The organism is Ensifer aridi (assembly GCF_002078505.1).
Taxonomy (GTDB): domain Bacteria; phylum Pseudomonadota; class Alphaproteobacteria; order Rhizobiales; family Rhizobiaceae; genus Sinorhizobium; species Sinorhizobium aridi.
Window position 1 is genome coordinate 129,859 of record NZ_LUAV01000004.1, and the last position, 21,796, is coordinate 151,654.

Annotated in this window: 17 protein-coding genes and 1 riboswitch; of the genes, 9 read left to right on the top strand and 8 right to left on the bottom strand. The window is 62.7% G+C overall.

What is annotated here, in order from left to right:
- Positions 1-323: 323 nt before the first annotated feature.
- Together AYK65_RS04260 and AYK65_RS31460 are read right to left on the bottom strand one after the other, a co-directional pair.
- Positions 324-890: a DUF6101 family protein gene (locus AYK65_RS04260; protein WP_026612957.1), complete on the bottom strand. Its 567-nt coding sequence runs from the start codon at positions 888-890 to the stop codon at positions 324-326.
- A gap of 1 nt (position 891) precedes the next feature.
- On the bottom strand, positions 892-1,143 hold the full coding sequence (locus tag AYK65_RS31460) for a hypothetical protein (protein WP_139015585.1): 252 nt from the start codon (positions 1,141-1,143) through the stop codon (positions 892-894).
- A 69-nt stretch (positions 1,144-1,212) separates the two neighbouring features.
- Here AYK65_RS31460 and AYK65_RS04265 point away from each other — a divergent pair, with 69 nt between their 5' ends.
- The gene (locus tag AYK65_RS04265; protein ID WP_046118462.1) at positions 1,213-3,522 is read left to right on the top strand and encodes a DUF1217 domain-containing protein; all 2,310 of its coding nucleotides are present in this window, start codon (positions 1,213-1,215) and stop codon (positions 3,520-3,522) included.
- A gap of 47 nt (positions 3,523-3,569) precedes the next feature.
- Here AYK65_RS04265 and AYK65_RS04270 read toward each other — a convergent pair whose 3' ends face one another.
- On the bottom strand, positions 3,570-3,956 hold the full coding sequence (locus AYK65_RS04270; protein WP_026612955.1) for an ester cyclase: 387 nt from the start codon (positions 3,954-3,956) through the stop codon (positions 3,570-3,572).
- 293 nt (positions 3,957-4,249) lie between these two features.
- On the opposite strand from AYK65_RS04270, the gene AYK65_RS04275 reads away from it, so the two are divergent.
- The 4 genes from AYK65_RS04275 (at position 4,250) to AYK65_RS04290 (ending at position 10,383) form a co-directional block, all read left to right on the top strand.
- Positions 4,250-4,426: a DUF3311 domain-containing protein gene (locus tag AYK65_RS04275; protein ID WP_026612954.1), complete on the top strand. Its 177-nt coding sequence runs from the start codon at positions 4,250-4,252 to the stop codon at positions 4,424-4,426.
- Positions 4,416-5,924 carry a monocarboxylate uptake permease MctP gene (gene mctP / locus AYK65_RS04280; RefSeq protein ID WP_026612953.1) on the top strand — a complete coding sequence of 503 codons (1,509 nt, stop codon included), beginning with the start codon at positions 4,416-4,418 and terminating at the stop codon, positions 5,922-5,924. The genes AYK65_RS04275 and mctP overlap by 11 nt, the downstream gene beginning before the upstream one ends.
- Positions 5,925-6,182: 258 nt before the next feature.
- Positions 6,183-9,758 (top strand): hybrid sensor histidine kinase/response regulator, encoded by a 3,576-nt coding sequence (locus AYK65_RS04285; RefSeq protein WP_081157956.1) that lies wholly within the window; start codon positions 6,183-6,185, stop codon positions 9,756-9,758.
- Positions 9,730-10,383 carry a response regulator gene (locus tag AYK65_RS04290; protein WP_026612952.1) on the top strand — a complete coding sequence of 218 codons (654 nt, stop codon included), beginning with the start codon at positions 9,730-9,732 and terminating at the stop codon, positions 10,381-10,383. The genes AYK65_RS04285 and AYK65_RS04290 overlap by 29 nt, the downstream gene beginning before the upstream one ends.
- Before the next feature lie 2 nt (positions 10,384-10,385).
- Here the strand turns inward: AYK65_RS04290 and AYK65_RS04295 are convergent, their stop codons facing one another.
- The 3 genes from AYK65_RS04295 to AYK65_RS04305 all read right to left on the bottom strand — a co-directional run bounded on the left by AYK65_RS04295 (position 10,386) and on the right by AYK65_RS04305 (position 13,572).
- Positions 10,386-11,819, bottom strand: coding sequence for an FAD-binding oxidoreductase (locus AYK65_RS04295; protein WP_026612951.1), 1,434 nt, complete (start codon positions 11,817-11,819; stop codon positions 10,386-10,388).
- Positions 11,820-11,864: 45 nt separating this feature from the next.
- Positions 11,865-12,839, bottom strand: a complete 975-nt coding sequence (locus tag AYK65_RS04300) for an L-threonylcarbamoyladenylate synthase (RefSeq protein WP_081157957.1) — start codon at positions 12,837-12,839, stop codon at positions 11,865-11,867.
- Between the two features lie 136 nt (positions 12,840-12,975).
- Positions 12,976-13,572 (bottom strand): DUF6656 family protein, encoded by a 597-nt coding sequence (locus tag AYK65_RS04305; RefSeq protein ID WP_026612949.1) that lies wholly within the window; start codon positions 13,570-13,572, stop codon positions 12,976-12,978.
- Between the two features lie 310 nt (positions 13,573-13,882).
- Positions 13,883-14,083, top strand: a riboswitch (cobalamin riboswitch).
- A gap of 109 nt (positions 14,084-14,192) precedes the next feature.
- Between AYK65_RS04305 and AYK65_RS04310 the strand changes: the two genes are divergently transcribed.
- Positions 14,193-15,437, top strand: coding sequence for an aromatic ring-hydroxylating oxygenase subunit alpha (locus tag AYK65_RS04310; RefSeq protein ID WP_046118459.1), 1,245 nt, complete (start codon positions 14,193-14,195; stop codon positions 15,435-15,437).
- Positions 15,438-15,440: 3 nt separating this feature from the next.
- Positions 15,441-16,529: an FAD-binding oxidoreductase gene (locus tag AYK65_RS04315; RefSeq protein WP_046118458.1), complete on the top strand. Its 1,089-nt coding sequence runs from the start codon at positions 15,441-15,443 to the stop codon at positions 16,527-16,529.
- 40 nt (positions 16,530-16,569) lie between these two features.
- On the opposite strand, the gene AYK65_RS04320 is transcribed toward AYK65_RS04315, so the two are convergent.
- Complete coding sequence (locus AYK65_RS04320; protein WP_026612946.1) at positions 16,570-17,631, bottom strand: glycoside hydrolase family 25 protein; 1,062 nt, start codon at positions 17,629-17,631, stop codon at positions 16,570-16,572.
- A gap of 176 nt (positions 17,632-17,807) precedes the next feature.
- Positions 17,808-18,797, bottom strand: coding sequence for a transporter (locus tag AYK65_RS04325; protein ID WP_046118457.1), 990 nt, complete (start codon positions 18,795-18,797; stop codon positions 17,808-17,810).
- 187 nt (positions 18,798-18,984) lie between these two features.
- Between AYK65_RS04325 and AYK65_RS04330 the strand changes: the two genes are divergently transcribed.
- Positions 18,985-20,766: an acyl-CoA dehydrogenase family protein gene (locus tag AYK65_RS04330; RefSeq protein ID WP_046118456.1), complete on the top strand. Its 1,782-nt coding sequence runs from the start codon at positions 18,985-18,987 to the stop codon at positions 20,764-20,766.
- Between the two features lie 21 nt (positions 20,767-20,787).
- The gene (locus tag AYK65_RS04335) at positions 20,788-21,540 is read left to right on the top strand and encodes a crotonase/enoyl-CoA hydratase family protein (RefSeq protein WP_046118455.1); all 753 of its coding nucleotides are present in this window, start codon (positions 20,788-20,790) and stop codon (positions 21,538-21,540) included.
- Positions 21,541-21,796 lie beyond the last annotated feature (256 nt).

Genomic DNA, 21,796 nt, shown 5'->3' on the forward strand with positions numbered 1-21,796 from the left:
TGGGCGCCATTCAGGCGCACACCGAATGAGGCCTATGCCCAACTCATCTCGGCATCCGCCTTGCGCCGTCTGGCAGCAATCCGCGTGCCAAAGAGCGCCCGGATGGCGACGAGGGTGGCGAGCAGGTGCTTGCGCATCTTGTGTCTCCTTCATACGTGTCCTTGGCTATGGACCGCTTATGGCATGAAGAAGGCGGTACGTTTGTTTCCGCGGTAACACTTCCTTGCGACGGAAAAGCTCTCTTGATCGCAGCAGGTGCGGCTAGCGTGAAAAGCCGGCCCTTCGGCCGGCTGATCAGTGAGTTGAAGCGCGGAATGCTGCAGTCAGCGCCGGGCGATGATCTCGCGGCCGTCGATTTTCATATGCACGCCGAGATGGCCGGTCGAGCGGCGCACCAGGAAGCGCGGACGGCGCTCGGCAAAGAAGGAGTGACGGCGACGCGGCTTCACCGGCGCGGTGCGGATGTCGCCGAGATGTTCCTCGAGCGGCCGCGCGACCCCGTCCGCCTCCACCATCAGCATCGGGACGCGGTAGGCTTCCGCCCAGGCGCGCCAGTCGGCCGCGATATCGGAAAGATCATGCGCGACGAGCAGCGGGATGCAGAGATCCGGATCGTCGTGATGAAGTTCGAGCGTCACTGTAACCTCCCCGTCGCCATGGTCGATCGCCCGCGCCGCCACGCCCTTGAAAGCTCGCGCCGGCAGAGCGATCGAAAGCGGCAGGCCGCTGGATGGTAGCACCTTGCGCAGAACAGCGCCACGCTCGTCAAGGCTGACGCTGACATTCCCCGTCTGGCCGCGCAGGACGTAACTTGCTTGCTGCGGAAAACGCTTCGGGTCAAGCCTGAGCGTGTTTCCAGCCCAAGCCGGTTGAGAGAGTGTATTGCGCATTTCAATCGCCCTTGTTTTCCTTGAGAGCCGTTGCCGGCCTTCCTGCCGAGACTTTTCGTCCTCTATGGGCGGGAAGATAGGCGGCCGCTCTTCCGGGCGACTTAAAATTCGCGGTTAAAAAAACTTTGCCTTGTCCGATGGTTAGCAAAAGCCGACGCGGCAAGGTTTCTCTTTCGTCAACGAAAACACGGGCATTTTCTGCACTCGTCCGACGGCCGGTGAAAAGCCACGCACAAGCGTTCTGCGTGATCATCGGAACTATCGGAGTGGTTGTGGGGACGTCGGGTGCCGGCGATCCCCCATCCTTGTTGGCGGGTGGCGCATGGTTTCGACTTATCTCGACTATAATCTCATCGCACGAGACATGAAGGTGAGCCTGAAACGCGTGTCGGATCAGACGATCGTTGCCCGCGACACGCAATATTACCGGGAGAACATTGGCAATGTGACCTCGGTCGATGAGTTTCTCGCCGACTATCGCCTCTATTCTTACGCGATGAAGGCTTACGGCCTGAGCGACATGATCGAATCCGTCGCCTTCATGCGAAAGGTGCTGGAAAGCGACCTCTCCGACGACAACAGCTTTGCCAACAAGCTGACGGACGACCGCTACCGTGAATTCGCGATGGCGTTCAGCTTCAGCGGCGGAACGGCGGTTTCCCAGACGGAGGCGCAACTCGACGAGTTGATCGGCCTCTATAACACCGGCATCCTCAACATCGGCGAAACGCAGAAGGAGGAGACGCGCTACTACAACATCGTCATCGATAAGATCACCAGCGTCGATCAACTCCTGAACGACGATCGGCTGAGGTCCTATGTCTTCACCGCCTACGGTATCGACGAGAATACCTATTCCCGCCAGACGATCCGCAGCATTCTCTCCAGCAATTCCGACGATCCGGACAGCTACGAGAATACAGTGCTAGAACCCAGACTCTCCGAACTCGAGACTGCCAAGGCCGAAGCGCAGGCACGGCTGAAGGAACCGGATGTGACGGCAGCGGAGAGGCTGGAGCTCGAGGCGAAAATCGCCACCTATAACAAGTCCATTGCGGCCACTAACAACTACCTGGCGATGGCGGCGGCATTCGACTTCGACGCCGCTGGTACGGTGGCCGCAGGTGCTGCGCAGACAGCCGGAAACAAAGAGGCGACGAACGAGCTCTATGTTTACAGCAGTCCGCGCGTGACGCCGCAGACAGCACTCCTGAATAAGGCCTATTTCGAAGAGAAGATCGCAAGCATTACGACGGTCGATCAGCTTGTGGCCGACACGCGCCTTTATGATTACGTCAGGACGGCCTTCGATCTTAACCAGGTCACGATCGTGCCGGCCACAATCAAGAACATCCTGACGAGCGATCCGGATGATCCGAACAGCTACATAAACACGATCGGCAAGGGCAACGAGAACTACAAGGCGCTGGCCAGAGCCTTCAATTTCCAGGCGGATGGGACGCTCGCCTCCGGCGATGCTGCGCAGACGGCAGAACAGACGACGCTCACCTCCAATCGCTACATGACGCGCTACAACGACAAGGACGACGAGGCGGACGAAAAGGCGATCAGCGCCTACAAGACGGCCGTCGCGCGCATGACATCCCTTGACGACTTCATCGACACGGCCAAGATCTATGATTTCGCGCTGACGGCCGTCGGCCTCGATCCCGACACCGAAAGCGCGCGGACGATCAAGCGGGTACTGACCAGCGACCTCGCCGATCCGGAAAGTTTCGTCTATACGCTGAAGGACGAGCGGTACCTGACGCTTGCCAAGCTGTTCAACTTTACGACGACGGGCGAAGTCGGCGTTCCCGCGCTGGCCCAATCCGAGACGCAGATCCAGGAAACGGCGAAGACCTACATCGTCAACAAGTCCCGTTTCGGGTCGGAGGACGACAAGGCAGCGGCAAAGGAGGAGGGCGAGTATTATACGGCCGAGATCGCCAAGATTTCCGCGCTCGACGAATTTCTTGCCGATTCCCGTCTCGTCAGCTTCGCGCTCGAGGCGAACGGCATCGATCCGGAGAGCGTAACCGTCGATTTGATCCGTGACATCTTCACCTCCAATCTCGACGATCCCGAAAGCGTGATCAACCAGCAGGAGAATTCCGCCGCTTTCGTCGCGCTGGTGACTTCCTTCAATTTCGACAGCGAAGGAAACCTGTTGCGCGAGGCCAAGGACGTCATCATCACGCGCCAGGGGCTTTACGAGACGCTCGACCGATATCTGCACCAGACGTTGGAAGAACAGGCAGGCGAGAACAATCAAGGGGTCCGCCTCGCGCTCTACTTCGAACGCATGGCAGGCTCGCTCGTCGACGCCTACGACCTTCTCGCCGACGATGCGCTCGCCGAGGTGTTCCGCACGATCTTCAGCCTGCCCGACGAGTTCAGTTCCATGGACATCGATCAGCAGGCAAAGATCGTCGAAAAGAACCTCGATCTCGAGAAGCTCAGCGACCCGGACGAGCTGAAGAAGCTGCTTGCGCGCTTTACCGTGCTCTACGACCTGGAAAACAACATGGGCGTCGACCCGATCGTGTCGGTGCTTGCCGGGGGGGGCGGCAGCATCGGCATCAGCGCCGATACGCTCATGCAATTGTCGCAGCTCCGGATAGGTGGCTAAAAATTGTTGCCCACGAGAGATTGGGCGCGGCCGAGTGTTTCAGCTGATTACAACTGAGCCTCGATAGCCGCCTTGTCTATGATCGACCATACCTGCTCGATCTTGTCTGCTCCAAACCGATAGAACACGTTCTCCGTGAACGACACTTTCCTCCCGTTGACGGGGAGACCGAGGAAGGTGCCTGTGGGCGTGCAGTCGAAGCGCAGCCTGCTTGCGACATGCGGCGGGTCGGAAACGAGCAGTTCGATGTCGAAGAACAAGTCTGGAATTTCGAAGAAGTCCCGTTCCAGCATTTCTCGGTAGCCGGACAGGCCGATGCGCTTGCCGTTGTGAACCACGTTCTGCTGAACGAACTGACCAAGCATTGGCCAATCCCGTCTGTTGAGGCAGGCGATGTAGCTTCGGTACAGCGTAGAAAGATGCTGTTTCGTCACTGCAATGGGTCCATCTCTGGTGCGTTCGGATCGCGGCAGCCCGCCCTCGCTGAGGCTGTTTGTCAACGAGTACCAGTCTAGCACGTCGATGTTTCCCAGACGCGGCGGACAATCGGCATGACCGAAAGTAGGGGGTGTTCTGAGCGAAAGTAGGGAGGTCGCGGCCTGGCGATTGGCGCTATGCGGTGAGGCACACGTGCCGAGGATCACGTGGCCATCGACAGTCGGAGTGGGAGGAGCGGAATGCCACACGGCTTCTCACCCCGCCTGTCCAGTCATCGCGGGAGGAAAACGTGACACGCCTGTTGCTGCTGGCGCCCTATATCGGGCTGCTATGGGTCCCCTTCTATAACTTCGAGGAGCCGCAACTCTTCGGCTTCCCCTTCTTCTACTGGTACCAGCTCGCCTGGGTGCCGCTGACGTCCTTGCTCACCTATTTCGTCTACAGGAGCGTGCGTCATGACGGCTAATATCGACATGTCGGCGCTTGCCGTCTTTATCTTCTTCTTCGTGCTCGTCACGGCCATGGGCTTCTTCGCCTCGCGCTGGCGCCGGGCGGAATCGCTCGATCACCTGGACGAATGGGGCCTCGGCGGCCGCAAGTTCGGAACCTGGATCACCTGGTTTCTGGTCGGCGGCGACTTCTATACCGCCTATACGGTCATCGCGGTGCCGGCGCTCGTCTATGCGATCGGCGCTTACGGCTTCTTCGCGCTGCCCTATACGATTATCGTCTATCCGCTGGTCTTCGCCGTCATGCCGCTGCTCTGGAAAGCGGCGAAGGAGCGTGGCTACGTCACCGCCGGTGATGTTGTCCGCGGCACCTACGGCTCGCGCGCGCTCGAGCTTGCGGTCGCCTCGACCGGTGTGATCGCCACCATGCCCTATATCGCCCTCCAGCTCATCGGCATGGAAGTGGCGATCAAGGCGCTGGGCTTGACCGGCGAGATGCCGATCATTCTCGCCTTCCTGGTGCTGGCACTCTACACCTATTCGTCCGGTCTCAGGGCGCCGGCGCTGATCGCCTTCGTCAAGGACATCATGATCTATATCGTGGTGTTGGCGGCGATCATCGTCGTCCCCTCCAAACTCGGCGGCTACGGCGCGGTCTTTTCGGCAGCGGATGCGGCGTTCGAGGCGAAGGGCAAGGGCGGGATCCTGCTCGACTCGACGCAGCTCGTGCCCTATGTGACGCTCGCACTCGGCTCGGCACTTGCTGCCTTCATGTATCCGCACACGCTGACCGGCATCTTCGCTTCGTCTGGCGCCAACACCATCCGCAAGAACGCGGTGCTGCTGCCTGCCTATACCCTGCTGCTCGGCCTGCTCGCGCTGCTCGGCTACATGGGCCATGCCGCCGGGCTGCAGCTCGAGAGCAACAACGACGTCGTCCCGACGCTGTTCAAGACTCTGTTTCCGGGCTGGTTCGCAGGCTTCGCTTTCTCGGCGATCGCCATCGGCGCGCTGGTCCCGGCGGCCGTCATGAGCATCGGCGCGGCGAACCTCTTCACCCGCAATTTCTGGAAGGTCTGGATCAATCCGGACGTAACCGCCGCGGGTGAGGCGCAGGTCGCGAAGATCACCTCGATGCTTGTCAAGGTCGGGGCGCTGCTCGCCATCCTCCTGCTGCCGACGCAGTTCGCGCTCGACCTGCAACTGCTCGGAGGCCTCTGGATCCTGCAGACGCTGCCGGCGCTTGTCTTTGGGCTCTACACGAGCTGGTTCCGGGCTCCGGCGCTGCTTGCCGGCTGGGCGGCCGGCTTCATCGGAGGTTCGGCTCTCGTCTGGTCGGATGGGCTGAAGCCGCTGCACGCTCTCGCCTTCGACGGCGTGACCGTCTCGGTCTATACCGGACTTCTGGCGCTGACGCTCAACGTCACCGTAGCGGTGGTCGTCAACCTCATCTTGCCGGCGAAAGAGACTGCCGACGACGACCTCACAGTCGTCGAAGCCGAGTCGCGCAGCTAAGTCCAAGGGGCCGGCCGGATCAGGCCGGTCCCTTGCCCCGATACTCCAGTTGCCCGGTGCCGGTTTTCGCGCGTCGCGTTGCCATTCGACCGGCGATATGGCAATGAACCAGTAGCGGGGCTAAAGGGTGTGCCGCGTTACAGCGATCTGCGTCTGAACGGACCCGTGGAAGCGCTGTAGCACTTTGAATTGCTGCGTGATTTTGTCCTCGAGTCGGGTTGCGGCTTGTGGGGTGCTGCAGTAGGGCAGCGAGGTGCCATGCCCGGTTGGGTCGTCCTCTCCTTTTCTACAGCCTATGTCCTCATCCTGTTCCTGATTGCCTGGTGGACGGATCGGCAAGGTGCGGGGCGCAGCCTGCCCCTTCCGGCGGGGTGGACGGCCGCGCTGGGCTACGCGCTGACGCTCGCCGTCTACAACACCTCCTGGAGCTTCTACGGCTCGGTCGGGCGCGCCTTGGGCGGCTTGGACTTCCTGTCGATCTATATCGGCCCGACGCTTGTGCTTCTCTTCGGTCAGCCGCTGATCTCTAAGGTCATAACGGTCGCGAAGAGCCAGAACATCACTTCGATCTCCGATTTCATCGCCGCACGATACGGCAAGAGCCAGGCTCTCGCGGCGCTCGTCACCATGGCCGCGCTGCTCGCCGTCCTGCCCTATGTTGCGCTTCAACTGAAGGCCGTCGGCACCAGCTTCGATATCCTGACGGCGTCGTCATTGCCGACGGGCAGCAATCGGCCGATCCGCGGCGACAGCACCCTGGCCGTTGCCGCTTCGATGGCGCTCTTCGCTATCATGTTCGGCGTCCGGCATATCCACGCAAGCGAGCACCATCGCGGCCTGATGGCGGCCATCGCCTTCGAGAGCCTGATCAAGCTCTCGGCCTTTGTCGCCGTCGCTCTGTTCATCATCTTCGGAATGTTCGACGGGTTCGGGGATCTCATCGCCCGCGCTCAGGCGGATCCGGCCATGGCGCCGTTGCTGACGCCGGATTTCTCCGATCCGACCTGGGTGTCGAACACCGTCATCGCCGCGGTCTCGTTCCTTTGCCTTCCGCATATGTTCCACGTCGCGGTGGTCGAGAACAATTCGCAGGCGCAGGCGCGCGCGGCCGCCTGGCTCTATCCCGGCTATCTGCTCGTCTTCAGCGTTCTGATGGTGCCGATCGCTATTGCCGGGCTTGCGACCTTCGCCGAAACGGTGAACCCCGATACGTTCGTGATCTCGCTGCCGCTCGCCGACAATGCGCCGGCGATCGCTCTGCTGGCCTTTCTCGGAGGGTTTTCGGCAGCGACCGGCATGGTGATAGTCGCCTCGGTGGCATTGAGCACGATGCTGTGCAACGATGTCATCGTGCCGCTGCTTCTGCGCTCCCGCCTCGTCGGGCACAGCGGCGCGGCATGGCCCTCGCCATCGATTCTGCTTCTGGTGCGGCGCATCTCGGTCGCTGCCATACTTCTCCTCGCCTACATGATGAATCGCCTGGTCGACCAGGCCTATCCTTTGACCACCATGGGCCTCCTGTCCTTCGTCGCCATCGCCCAATTCGGCCCCGCCTTTCTCGGGGGATTGCTCTGGCGACGTTCCAACGGGGCGGGTGCGGTCGCGGGAATTGCCATCGGCTTTGCCTTCTGGGTCTACACGCTTTTCGTGCCCTCGATCGCGCCGCTCGTGCCCGCCGTTGATGAACTCATTGCGAACGGACCGTTCGGGCTCGTGTGGTTGAAGCCGCAATCGCTCTTCGGCGTCGCCGGTCTCGACCCGATTTCGCATGCGACGCTCTGGAGTCTCGGCGCAAACGTCATAGCGTTCCTTTCCGTCTCACTGCTGAAGGACGGTTCAGCCCTCGAAAGGCTTCAGGCGGAGGCTTTCGTGCGGGGAGTCCCCGCCGACCAGCTTCCCTTGGCTTCCTTGCCCTTCGTCACCCGTCTCGACGACCTGAAGGCGCTCGCCGCGCGGTTTGTCGGCGCCGACCGCAGCGCCATCGCCTTCGAGGAGTTCATGCAGCGCCGTCGCTCGGCGGGAGATGCGGCAAAACGCGACGACGGGCTCGCCGACATGGAGGCGATGCGATTTACGGAAAATCTCGTCGCCGGTGCGCTGGGTGCCGCTTCCGCCCGGGTGGTGATGGCCGCGGCGCTCGAAAGCCGCTCGCTGTCACGCAAGGCGGCGGTGGGCATGCTGGATGAGGCATCGCAGGCGCTGCATTTCAATCGCAAGCTGCTGCAGGGGGCGCTTGAAGGGGTGCCCCAGGGCATTTGCGTTTTCGATCGGAACCTTGCCATCGAAGCGTGGAACGGGCGCTTTCTGACATTGCTCGATCTGCCGAAGGATCTGATCCGTGTCGGCCTGCCGCTCGCCGAGCTCGTGGCATTCAACAGCGAGCGCGGCGAATACGATGCGGACGACCTCAAGGCTCTCCTCGTCAATCGGGACCTCGCCGTGCAATCCTGGCCCTATGTCTACGAGCGAAAGCGGCCGGACGGCGTGGTGCTGGAGATCGCCTATGACCGCATGGCCGAGGGCGGCTATATCTCCACCTACACCGACGTGACGGAGCGACATCGGGCAGCGGCCGTCCTTCGGCGCGCCAATGAGGAGCTGGAGCGGCGTGTTCAGGAAAGGACGCAGGCGCTCGAGCAGGCCAAGGCCGAGGCCGAGCGTGCCAATATCGGCAAGACGCGGTTTCTGGCCGCAGCAAGCCACGATCTGCTGCAGCCGCTGAATGCGGCACGGCTCTTTCTCGCGGCGCTGGACGAGAGCCTGCGTGCCAATGCCGGCAGCCATGCAAGGGATCAGGAGGACGAGCGCGCACTGGCAAGGAACGCGGCTGCCGCGCTCTCTTCGACGGAGCGGCTGCTCGACGAGCTGTTGGACATTTCGGCCTACGACTCCGGTGCGGTTCGGGCGCGGCCCGTCGATTTTTCCGTCGGCTCGCTTCTCGCCCAGCTCGACCTTGAGTTCTCCGCGCTCGCTCGCCAGCGGGGGCTTGCGCTGCGCGTCGTGCCATCGACGCTTTCGGTCCGCACGGACCCACAGCTCTTGCGTCGCGTGTTGCAGAACCTTCTCTCGAACGCCATCCGCTACACGCCGAAGGGAAGGATTCTTTTGGGGTGCCGGCGCCGGGGCGATCGCCTGCGCATCGAGGTCCGCGACACCGGCATCGGCATTGCGCCGGAGCGGCAGAAGGAGATCTTCGAAGAGTTTCGCAGGCTCGACACGGGCGACGACAGCGAAAAGGGCAGCGGGCTCGGGCTATCGATCGTCGAGCGCATTTGTCGTCTGCTCGATCTTCCGCTCGAAATGCACTCCCGGGCCGGCCGGGGAACAGCCTTCACCGTCGCCGTTCCGCTCGGGGCGGAAGGCGCGACCGTGTCGTCTTCGACGAAACCGGCCTCACCGGATACCGGCTCTGAGGCCGCGTTGGTTGTTCTCTGCATGGACAATGATGACGCCATCCGGCAGGGGCTCGCTTCTTTGCTCGCCCGATGGGGGCATCGGCCGATTGTCGCAAGCGACGAGGCAACGGCGCTTGCCAATAGCAACGGGCAAGTGCCGGATCTGGCGCTCGTCGACTATCATCTTGACGGCACCACCGGCGTCGACGTGTTGACGAGCCTGCGCAAGCACTGGCACCGGGAGATCAGGGGGCTGGTGATTACCGCGGATCGCAGCGAGGAGGTTGGTGCGAGGGCAAAAGCCCTCGGCTGCGAGGTCATGCCGAAGCCGGTCAAGCCTGCCGCCTTGAGACGATATCTGGATACTGTCGCCCGATTGAAACGCGCCGGGCTTCAGGAGGAGGAAGAGAATGAGCACGCGCATCGTCATCGCCGATGACCATCCTATGGTGCAGGCAGCCCTGCGGAGTGCGCTTGTCGCGGCGTTACCGGATCTCGAGCTGATCGCCTGCCGATCGGTCGATGAGGTCCTCGAGGTGCTCTCGGGCGATAGACGGGAGGTGGACCTGGTCCTTCTCGACCTGACCATGCCGGGAACGGACGGTTTCGCGGGTCTGTTTCTGTTGCATGCCCATCATCCGGCCTTGCCCGTCGCGATCGTTTCCGCCAAGCACGACGAGGCGACGATCCGCAAGGCGATCACATTCGGCGCGTCCGGCTACATTCCGAAGTCGCTGGATCTGCCGGAAATGGTGGAGGCGATCCGCTCTATTCTCGATGGAGAAATATGGGCGCCGCCGCGCTTCGCCGCCGCAGCGACACCCGACCCCGACGCGGCGCTGAGCGCGCGGCTTGCTTCGCTTTCGTCGCAGCAGCTGAGAATTCTGACGAAGATCGTCGAGGGCAAGCTGAACAAGCAGATCGCCGGCGAAATGGAAATCGCCGAACAGACCGTCAAGGTGCATGTTTCGGCGATCTTGCGAAAACTCGGCGTGGTCAGCCGCACACAGGCGGCCGTGCTGTGCGAGCGTCTGCTATCGACCGGCGCGCGCGATCCGGGTTGAATTCAATCCGCGCGTAGCACCTTGTCGGGATTCATGATTCCGGCCGGATCGAAGGCATGCTTGATCCGTTGCATGAGCTCGATCTCGATGGGAGAGCGGATCGCCGCGAGCTCGTCGCGTTTCAACTGACCGATGCCGTGTTCAGCCGATATCGAGCCGTTGTACTTCAGCACGATGGCGTGAACGATCGCGTTCACCTCGCGCCAGCGGCCGAGAAAGGCCTGTGTGTCGGCGTCCACCGGCTGGGAGATGTTGTAGTGGATATTGCCGTCGCCCACGTGACCGAAGGCGCAGATCCGCGCTCCGGGTACCGCCTTCGTGACGATCGCGTCGGCCTCTGCCATGAAGGCGGGGATACTCGAGACGGGAACCGAAACGTCGTGCTTGATCGAGCCGCCCTCGGGCTTTTGTGCCGGTGACATGCTCTCGCGCATGTGCCAGAGCGCTTTGCGTTGTCCGTCGCTCTGGGCGATGACGGCGTTTTCGATGAAGCCGTCGGCGATGCCCGCTTCAAGCAGGCTCTCGACCATTCGCTCCGCGCTTTCGGCCGAATCTGGCGTGGAGATGTCGATCAGCACATACCACGGATGGACCGTTTCCATGGGGTCGCGCACGCCGTGAATGTGCCGGGTGGTGAACTCGATGCCGAGCCTCGGCATCAGTTCGAAACCCGTCAGCGCCGGACCGCAAAGGCTTGACGCCCGTTCGAAAAGGGCGAGCGCGTCTTCGACGCCCTTGACCCCGGCAAAGGCGACCTGATGCCCGCGTGGCTTCGGGAAGAGCTTCAGGACGGCTCCGGTGATGACGCCGAGCGTTCCTTCCGCGCCGATGAAGAGGTCGCGCAGATCGTAGCCGGTATTGTCCTTCTTGAGCCGCCTCAGGCCATCCCAGACTTCGCCGGTCGGAAGCACCACTTCCAATCCCAGGCAAAGCTGGCGCATGTTGCCGTAGGCGAGCACGGCCGTGCCGCCGGCATTGGTCGAAAGATTGCCGCCGATCCGCGCCGAGCCCTCGGATCCGAGCGACAGGGGGAAAAGCCGATCGACGTCGTCGGCGGCTTTCTGAATATCCGCGAGGATGCAGCCGGCGTCTGCGACGATGACGTTGCCGACCGGATCGATGTCGCGGATGCGGTTCAGCCGTTCGAGCGAAAGAACCACATCGGCCTTGCCTTCGCGCGGGACCCCGCCTGCCACATGGCCGGTGTTGCCGCCCTGCGGCACGATCGGCGTGCGGGTCTCGCTGGCGAGCTGCAGGATACGAGAAACCTCCTCTACTGAGCCAGGCCTGAGCACGAGCGGCGTCGTGCCGCGATAGAGCCCGCGCGATTCGACGAGATAGGGCGCGATCTCCGCTGGCATGGCGAGCGCATTGCCGGGGCCGACGATATCGGTAAAGGATGCGATCAGTTCGGGGGAAGGAATGATAGTCGTCATGGTCCTGCCTTGGATCGGGGTGTCTTCTTGGCCCGCGGCGGAGGATCAAGCGCGCGGCGCAGCCGCTCGCTGCAGCCGGTCGATGATCGCTTCGCCGAGCCCCTCGTTCGGAATGGGGCCGAAGGCGATCGTCGCGGCGCCGCTCGCATCCGCCTTTTTCATATAGTCGAAAAGGTTGGCGGCCGCTTCCCTGAGACTGCCGCCGGGGCTCAGGTCCATGACGATCACGGCGTCACTCTCGCCGGGCAACGCCTTTCGGCCGAAGCGGATCAGGGCCTCGCCCGTGCGAACGTCTTCGGCATCGAGCCGCACGGCGGCACCCGGCGCGTAGTGCGAGGCGAGCATGCCCGGCGCCTCGATGGTCGCGCCGGCGGATTCGGGCCGCTCCACCGCGAGACCGGTGAGCGCCTCGATTGCCGCCGCGTCGAGTCCGCCGGGCCTGAGCAAACGGAGCTTTCCATCTTCCACCTTGATGATGGTTGATTCCAGTCCGATCTCGGAAGCTCCGGCATCAAGGATGAGCTTGAGCTTCGAGCCGAGGTCCGCCTCCACATGGGCAGCACTGGTCGGGCTGATCTTGCCCGAAGTGTTGGCGCTCGGCGCGGCGAGCGGCCGTCCGAAGCGAGCGATCACCCGGCGCGAGAAGCCGTCGGGCATTCGGATGCCGAGCGTATCGAGACCGGCGGAAGCGAGCGCATGCACAGTGCTTTCCGGCCGCTGCGGCAGGATCAGCGTCAGAGGTCCGGGCCAGAAGGCCTCGGCAAGCTGCCGGGAAACCGGATCGAACGTCACGTGCGCCTCGGCCATTGCTATGTCGGAGACATGGCAGATGAGCGGATTGAAGCGCGGCCGCCCCTTAATTTCATAGATGCGGCTGATCGCATCGGCATTGGTGGCATCGGCGGCAAGGCCGTAAACCGTTTCCGTCGGGATCGCGACCGGTTCGCCGTCGGAAAGAACCGCGCAGGCTCTTTCGATCGCCCGATCCGGTTCGATGCGCGTGTCGATGATTTCGGCCATGGCGGTTCTGATCCTTTCCGTCGCTTCCTTAATGGAGGCGCCGGAAAAACAGAACGATTTTCTTCTTTAATGGTGTCGCTCATAAAGCGTGCAGCGGTTTCTTGGGGGAACGGCACGCGGAAAAAAGCGATCGCCGTCAAAGCCTTCGGATGATCCGGCGCAGCGCATCGTCGCGTGCGCCTAGCATCAGCACGTTCTTGAGCGCCACTCTCGGATCCTGGGTTTGGAAGATCAACCCGTTGCCGCGCACGTCGCGATTGATGAGGATGCGCCCCGCTTCATCAGGCTCGATGGCGACGGCGAAATACATGCGCGAATAACCCGTCTGAATCCGGTCGAAGAAGTGTGTCTCGTCGCCGAGCTCCGAGAAGAAATTCGCGAAATAGAAAGACCAGGTGACCTCATGCGCCCGGGCGAGGCGGGTTTTCGCGGCGGTCACGTGGCAATAGCCGAGATGGGGGCTGCTCGCGAGCGTGCGATGGAAGACCATCTTCGGGAACTGGATCGAAGCGTGGAAGGCGTTGATCCTCCGGTGGGTGGTCTCACCCGCTGCCGCCAGTTTCCGGCCCGTCTGTTCCGCGACCTCCGCATAGCTCAGATAGCGCCGCTGTTCGGGCATCCATTGGCGGCGCCGGTCGATGCGGCCCGTCCGCAAGAACTCGGTGTGGACCGCAGCTTTCGGCGTTTCGGCCGGCGCCTTATCGGCCGCGTCATAATATCGGAGCTTTGCCATCGGCGTCTGCGCCTGGTCCTGTTCGCTGGTTCGGTAATCCCTCGGCGCAGGGTAGGGCATCATGGTTAACAGAGCGTTTTGTCCGATCGGGCGTGCGCCGCTGCGGCCGGAGGCGTCGCAAAGAGACAAGGCATATTCGCGTTGGGAATGGTGCTGCCGAAAAAATCGTCACTTGCTCAATTTTTCTCATATCGTCTTGTTTGTTATAGATAATCCCGCTTACGAACACATCTGCCCCGCCGTGCTTTGGCTGTCGTCATTCTGGAATTGGATGTCGCGGATCGGCAGTTGCGCGAACCGGCCGCAGGCTTAGATACGGGCAACTCAAGGTGCCGCCTTTTAGGGAGGGCGGAGAATTGGGAAGCCGGTCAAATCCCGGCGCTGCCCCCGCAACGGTGGTGGAGCAAAAGCCTCGGCAAAAGGCCACTGGACATGTTGTCCGGGAAGGCGCCGGGCGGTCCTTGGCGGACGGCTCCAGAGCCCGGAAACCAGCCTTGACGCGAAAATTGACCGTAACTGGTTGCGGCGGGCAGCCGGATCGGGCCTTGGCGTTGCGGCATATCCGGCCGGCGCGGGCTCCAGTCCTGCCTCTCCGAAACAGGGTGAATGAGGACAAGGGCATGGACACACAGAACGATATGCTGCGCAAGCTGAAGGCCCGCCGGGAGGGCTATAGCCTGGATCGGGCCTTCTATGTCGACCCGGACTACTATCGTCAGGATCTGGAGCATATCTGGTACAAGGACTGGCTCTTCATGGGCCACGACTGCGAAATCCCGCGGCCCGGCAACTATTTCACCGTGCAGGTCGGCGATTACCCAATCGTCATCGTGCGCGACCGGCAAGGCAAGATCCGGGCGCTGCACAATTCCTGCCGCCACCGCGGATCGCGCGTCTGCACGCAGCACAAAGGCTCCTCGGCCAAACTCGTCTGTCCCTATCATCAATGGACCTACGAGCTTGACGGCAGGCTGCTCTTCGCCCGGCAGATGCCGGAAGGCTTCGACCCTGCGGAGCATAGCCTGAAGCCGGTCCATTGTGAGACCGTCGGCGGCTATATCTTCATCAGCCTTGCCGACCAGCCGATGGATTTCCAGCCGTTCCGCGAGGTGGTCGCGGGCTATCTCGCGCCGCATCGCCTCGGCGAGACCAAGGTCGCCTATGAGAGCACGATCGTCGAGAAGGGCAACTGGAAGCTCGTCTGGGAGAACAACCGCGAGTGCTACCACTGCGCCGCAAACCACCCGGAACTCTGCCGCACCTATCCGGAGGCTCCGACGGTGACAGGTGTCCAGGGCGCGATGGACGACCCGGAAATCGGCGCCCATTGGGAAAAGTGCGAAGCGGCGGGCCTGCCGAGCGCCTTCAAGATTGCACCGACCGGCCAGTTCCGGATGACGAGAATGCCGCTGATCAACGGAGCCGAGAGCTATACCATGTCCGGCCAGAAGGCCGTGCGCAAACAGCTCTCCGGCGAAATAAATGCGAGCGGCATCGGCACGCTGTTGCTCTTCCACTATCCGACGACTTGGAACCACATCCTCGGCGATCACGCGATTACTTTCCGCGTGCTGCCGCTCGGGCCGGAATTGACCCAGGTGACGACGAAATGGCTCGTCAACAAGGAGGCGGTCGAAGGCGTCGACTATGCGCTCGAGGAATTGACCCACGTCTGGACGGAGACCAACGACCAGGACCGGCAGATCGTCGAGGAAAACGCCTTCGGCATCCGCTCTCCTGCCTATGAGGCGGGGCCCTATTCGGCCGAGCACGAGGGCGGCGTCATGCAGTTCGTCGAGTGGTATTCGAGTTTCATGCAGGATCGTCTTCAGGGCGGAGCCGCCCGTCTCTCGCGGGTGGCATAACCCATGGAAATGTCACGCTCCTTCCACCATTTCGACGAGCTCCATCCCTGGAGAGACCGCCAGCACATGCTCGAATGCATCTCGGCGGTCGCCGAGACCGCGGACGTGATGACCTTCACCTTCCGCTCCGACAAACCGGCCTGGTTCCGCTACCTGCCGGGGCAGTTCGTGACGCTCGAACTGCCGGTCGGCGAGGAGCCGGTGATGCGCACCTATACGCTGTCGTCCTCGCCGTCGCGCCCGCTTTCGGTCGCCGTCACCGTCAAGGCGCAGCCGGGGAGCATCGGGACACGCTGGATGTTCGACAATCTGAAGCCGGGCATGGCGTTGAAGGCGCTCGGGCCGCTCGGCGATTTCAGCTTCGTCCGCCACCCCGGCGAGAAGTATCTTTTCATCTCGGCCGGCTCGGGCATCACGCCGATGATGTCGATGGCGCGCTGGATGGCGGACTGCGCGCCGGAAACCGATGTCACCTTCATCTCCTGTGCGCGCCGGCCGGACGATCTCCTGTTCAAGTCGGAGCTGGAGGTCCTCGCCCGTCAGATGCCTCGGCTCAATCTCGGCTTTCTGGTGGAGGGACACGAGGCGCGGCACGGCTGGCACGGCCTGCGCGGCCGCATCGACGCGACGAAGCTGCCATTGCTCGCGCCGGATTTCCTGGAAAGGACCGTCTTCTGCTGTGGGCCCGAGCCCTTCATGCGCGGTGTCCGAGAAATGCTGAAGGCCGCCGGTCTCGACATGGCGCGCTACCATCAGGAGAGCTTCCAGCCGGCGGCCGCACCCGCTGCCGAGGAGCTTGCAGTCCGCGCCGGACTGGCAGCGGGCACTGAGGCGGCGAAGGTGAGCTTCACCATGAGCGGCAAGGAGGTAACGGCGGTTGCCGGTCAGACGATCCTGCAGACGGCACGCGCCAGCGGCGTCAGGATCGGTGCGGCCTGCGAGGGCGGCATCTGCGGCACGTGCCGGGTGATGAAAATCTCAGGCGATGTCGAGATGAACCACAATGGCGGCATCCTCGATGACGAGATCGAGGAGGGCTATATCCTCGCCTGCTGCTCGCGACCGCTCGGCGACGTCCAGATCGAAGCGTAAATTGATCGTCGGTTGGGCGGGACGCGGTGGGCGCGGCCCGCTACCGCCGCTGTGCCTGGTTGGGCAATTGCGCCTCGGCCGCCTTTACGGCAATGGCGCCCGTGACAGTCTTGTCGACTCCCGCACCTGATCCGCTTTCCGCCTCGGCCCGGCTGATGAGCAATGGCTGCGTCAGCGGCACCGCTGCTGCCGCATGGGCCTCTGGCGCTGTGCCTGCTGTCGCCGAGGCGATGACGGTGAGGACCGGCGGCTTTTCCGGCAGGAGACCGCCGTGAGGCCAGATTTTCCTCAGCGCTGAAACGGTCATGGCGGCGACGTTCACATCGATATCGTTGAGTGTGCCGGGCACGCGATAGGGGCAACGCTTCTTGCCGCAATTGTGCGCCGACGAGAATTGCCACAAAGCGTAGTCGTTCCAATTGCCCATTGGGAAGACATCGCGGATCTCAGGCTTGTAGCGCGCGTACCAGAGCGGCAGACGCGACAGCAGCCTATGCTTGTAGCGATTGGCCGCAATATGTTTTGCGGTGATGTGATTGGTGTAGAGAATCGGGTAGCGCCCGGTGCGGGCCTTGATATGCCCGGCAAAGATCGCCGCATCCTCTAGCGACATGTATTTCTCGGGATCGATCCCCTCGATGTCGAGGACCATCAGTTCGTCGTCGCGCGGATCCGCATAGTCGAGGAAGTGATTGGCCTGGTCGACGGGATTGCCCGGCCGTGCCAGATGATAGGCGCCCCAGAGCAGGCCCTGCGAGCGGGCGATCATCCGGCGCGTCTGATAGAGCTCCCGGCTCACCGCATACTTGCGCCACATCGTCTTGCAATGGGCGACCGTATCGCCGCCGTGGTCGCCGGTGCAGCTAAAGCTTTCCGGCAAACCGTCGGAGGCTTTGGCGATGAAGCCGGCGATACGTTTGTCCGTCAGCATCGCTTCCCAATCGATGCTGTTCATCTCGTAGGCGTCGACGATGATGGCGTTCTGCCGCTCTTTCCACGGCTCGACCGTGTCGGCGCGTGCATTCGCCGCCGCTAAGGCCAGGCCCATCAGGGCCGCCAGGCGCAAGATCATCCCTAGGATCGAGATTCCCCGCTTTTCCATTCTCTGAGATTGCCGACTTACCGTTAAAAGGTCGTAAATCTCAGCCCCTCGGCCAATCTGCGCGAGACGGCCGCGTCTGTACACCGACCTTAGGCGGCAAAGTTTCGGCAGCGGTTCGGCTCTGGATTGTGGCCGCCCCGGGGCAGGCGAGCGGGACATCGGCGCACACCACCAGCCTAAAGAATGCCGATACGCTTGAGAATGAGCCAGGCAAGGCCCATGGAAAAGGCTATGATCATCCCCGCATAGAACGTGCCGCTGCCGTCGGAGAAGGGCAGGGTGCCCGTGTTCATGCCGAAGAAACCGGTTACCAGCGTCGGCGGCAGCAGGAAGGCTGTCATCAGCGACAGGATATAGAGGTGCCGGTTCGTCTCGGAGGAAAGCTTGCTGTCGATCTCCTCGTGCAGCAGCCTTGCCCGTTCCTGAAGCGCGAAGACGTCGCGGTCGACCGCCTCCAGGCGGTCGGAAAGCCGTTCCGTGACGTCGATGAAGCCGGGAGGCACCTCGTCCTCCTCCGAGGCGCCGGCCCGACGCAATAGAGCAAGGATCGTCCGCAAGTGCCGGTGCAGCCGTACTACCGTGCGGCGCAGGGGCGCGAGTCCCGGCTGCTGCCTATGTCCGGCTTCGCCATAGACATGGTCCTCAATGACGTTCAGTTCCTCCGTGAGTTCCAGCACCAGGGTGATCAAGGTGCGCTGGAATTCGACGACGAGCATCTCGAAAAGGTCGATCGGGCGGCTGCACTTGGGGCTCTTTTCGACAGCCGCCTTCACGCGGTCGATGCTTCTTAGCGGATGCAGACGTGTCGTGATGATGATCCGGTCGCTGACGGCGAAATGCAGCCAGCCGATCGTCTTTGTCATCGTGTCGAATGTTCGTTCGAAATCGACGAGCGTGCCGTGGACCACGTCCTCCGTGACCGTAACCGCCGCCTGAGTGTCATGGCTCGTGAGAGTGGTGATTGCCCCCTGCGGTAGTTTGCCGATGCGCTCGATCAGTGCCGGCGTGCGCGCGTCGCTCAGCGCCAGATGCAACCAGATCCAGCCTTCCCCGGCCTCGAGATTTTCGACCGGCGAGTCGGCGGCAATGCGCTGACATCGGCTTTCGCCGGGTACGAACCGGTACGCCCAGACAAGGCCGGGTATTTCGGGAGAAATCAGATTCATCGAAGCGCCTTGGAAGCGGCCATTGGGGATGGCTTCTATTCGTCCGTGATGACAGTTTTGTTACATTCTTTCGCTGTCGGAAGCGCCTCGGTTGACGTTGACGTTCACGTAAAAATCGATAGTCTGCGGCGCATGCAAGACGAGCGACACGGCCCGGCGAGGCTGCGGAGGCGCAGGAGGAGGCACCATGTACAAGGCACCGGTCGAGGAGATCGCATTCACCCTGAAGCACGTCGCCGGCATGGACGAGGCTTTCGCCGCCGGAAAATTCGGGGAACTCGGCGAGGATCTGGTCGACGCGATCCTTGCCGAAGCCGGCCGCTTCGCGAGCGAAGAGGTGGCACCTCTCGGCGACGTCGGCGACCGGCAGGGAGCGCGGCTGATTGATGGTGCGGTGAAAACGCCCGAGGGCTGGCGCGACCTTTACCATAACTGGATCGCCGGCGGGTGGAACGGCCTGACCGCGCCCGAGGACTTCGGCGGGCAGAACCTGCCACATATGCTGCATGTTGCCGCCATGGAGATGTGGAACAGCGGTTCGATGGCCTTCGCGCTTGGCCCGACGCTGACCATGGGTGCGATTGAGGCGTTGGAAAAGCACGGCAGCGACGACTTAACGGCGACCTTCCTGCCGAAGATGGTCTCCGGCGAGTGGATGGGGACGATGAACCTGACCGAGCCGCATGCAGGCTCCGATCTCGGCGTGCTCAAGACCCGTGCCGAGCGCCGCGACGACGGCACCTATCGCATCTTCGGCCAGAAGATCTTCATCACCTGGGGCGAGCACGACTTCACCGACAACATTATCCATCTCGTGCTGGCGCGACTGCCCGATGCTCCACCCGGCACCAAGGGCATTTCGCTCTTTCTCGTGCCGAAATTCCTCGTCAATGCCGATGGTTCGCTCGGCACCCGCAACGATCTTTTCTGCCATTCGCTCGAACACAAGCTCGGTATCCACGGGTCGCCGACCTGCACCATGATCTACGGCGACGGCAAGTTCGGCGATGAAAGAGGCGCGATCGGCTATCTCGTCGGCGAGGAAAACCGCGGACTCGCCTGCATGTTCACGATGATGAACAATGCCCGGCTCGCCGTCGGCATGCAGGGCGTCGCCATCGCCGAAGCCGCCACCCAGAAGGCGGTCGCCTATGCGAAGGAACGCACGCAGGGGCGGGCGCCGGGGTGGAGCGGCGAGGGCATGAGCCCGATCATCGAGCATCCGGACATCGCCCGCACCCTTTTGACGATGAAAGCGCTTACGCAAGGGGCGCGGGCGATCGCCTATGCCTGCGCCCACGCCGTCGACATGGCGCATGTCTCCACAGGTGAAGATGCGCGCCACTGGCAGGAGCGTTCGAGCCTGCTGACGCCGATCGCGAAATCCTTCGCGACCGATGCCGGCGTCGACGTCGCCTCCATGGGTATCCAGGTGCATGGCGGCATGGGCTTCATCGAGGAGACGGGGGCCGCCCGTTATCTTCGCGATGCCCGCATCGCACCGATCTACGAAGGCACCAACGGCATCCAGGCGATCGACCTCGTTACCCGCAAGCTGCCGCTCTCCGATGGCGACCATATGCGCGGCTTCCTCGCCGAGCTCCGGCAGATCGCCGCTGCCGTCGCGGCATCGAACCGGCCAGGCTTCGGCGAAACCGCGGCGCGGCTCGACGCGTCGATCGCCGATCTCGCTGACGCGACCGATTGGCTGCTCTCGGCGCTTGGCGCGGGAAAGCTTGCCGAAGCGCTCGCCGGCGCGACCGCCTATCAGCGCCTCTTCGGCCTCGCGCTGACTGGCGTCTATCTCGCCAAGGGTGGGCTTGCCGAAACCGGCGACGGAAAAGAGGATCAGCGCATGGCGCTTTGCCGCTTCGCAGCCGAAAACCTGCTTGCCGAAACGGCCGCGCTCAAGGATCGCGTCGTCAACGGCGCCGCGAGCCTTGCCGCCGCTCGATCCGTGCTTGACTAAATTAGGCTAGGGAGACACTTCATGACCGACCACGTGCTCGTCGAACGGCCGGAAGCCTATCCCGGCGTCCAGGTCATCCGCTTCAATCGGCCGGAAAAAAAGAATGCCATCACCCGCGACATGTACGCGAAGATGACCAATGCGCTGACGGTGGCCGGCACGGACCCGGCCGTCCGCGTCACTGCATTCCTCGGAACGCCAGGCTGCTTTTCGGCTGGAAACGATCTCGGCGATTTTCTCGCCGTCGCCATGGGCGGCAGCATGGGAAGCGACCTTCTTGAGTTTCTTCGGGCGCTCGCGGGTGCCACGAAGCCAATCGTTTCCGGGGTGGACGGTCTGGCAATCGGCATCGGCACGACGATCCATCTCCATTGCGACCTGACGGTCGCCTCTACCCGTTCGCTCTTCAAAACCCCCTTCGTCGATCTGGCGCTCGTTCCTGAAGCCGCCTCCAGCCTGCTTGCGCCGCGCATCATGGGGCATCAGCGCGCCTTCGCCCTTTTGGCCGCCGGCGAACCGCTCGAGGCCGCCGAGGCGCTCAAGGCCGGGCTGATCTGGAAGATCGTCGATGAGGAAGCAGTCGAGGACGAGACGCTTTCGCTTGCGGCACGCCTCGGCAAGAAGCCGCCCGAGGCGCTGCGTATCGCCCGGGATCTCATTCGCGGCGACCGCCAGGATGTGCTTGCCCGCATCGATGAGGAAGCGGAGCACTTTGCTGCGCAGCTGAAGAGTGCCGAGGCGCGCGCGGCATTTGAAGCTTTCATGCGGCGATAAGGAAGAAAGCGGCCGCACTGCCGGCATTCCGACGTCACTCATGTCAAACTTTAATTGCTTCTTAAATACCGTTCGCTAGCGTGCGGCCGCAGTAGGCCTAGCCGCCAAGCGACCGCAACACGCATGCTTGGTGCAGGGCCGCCGGCCGCATGAAGCATTTGCCGGCTCTGCCCTTGCGGCATGTCCCACCGTTTTCCCGCCGTCTCTTGCCCGTCGCCCCGGCGACCGGTCCCTTGCGCGCGGGGAAATCACCGTG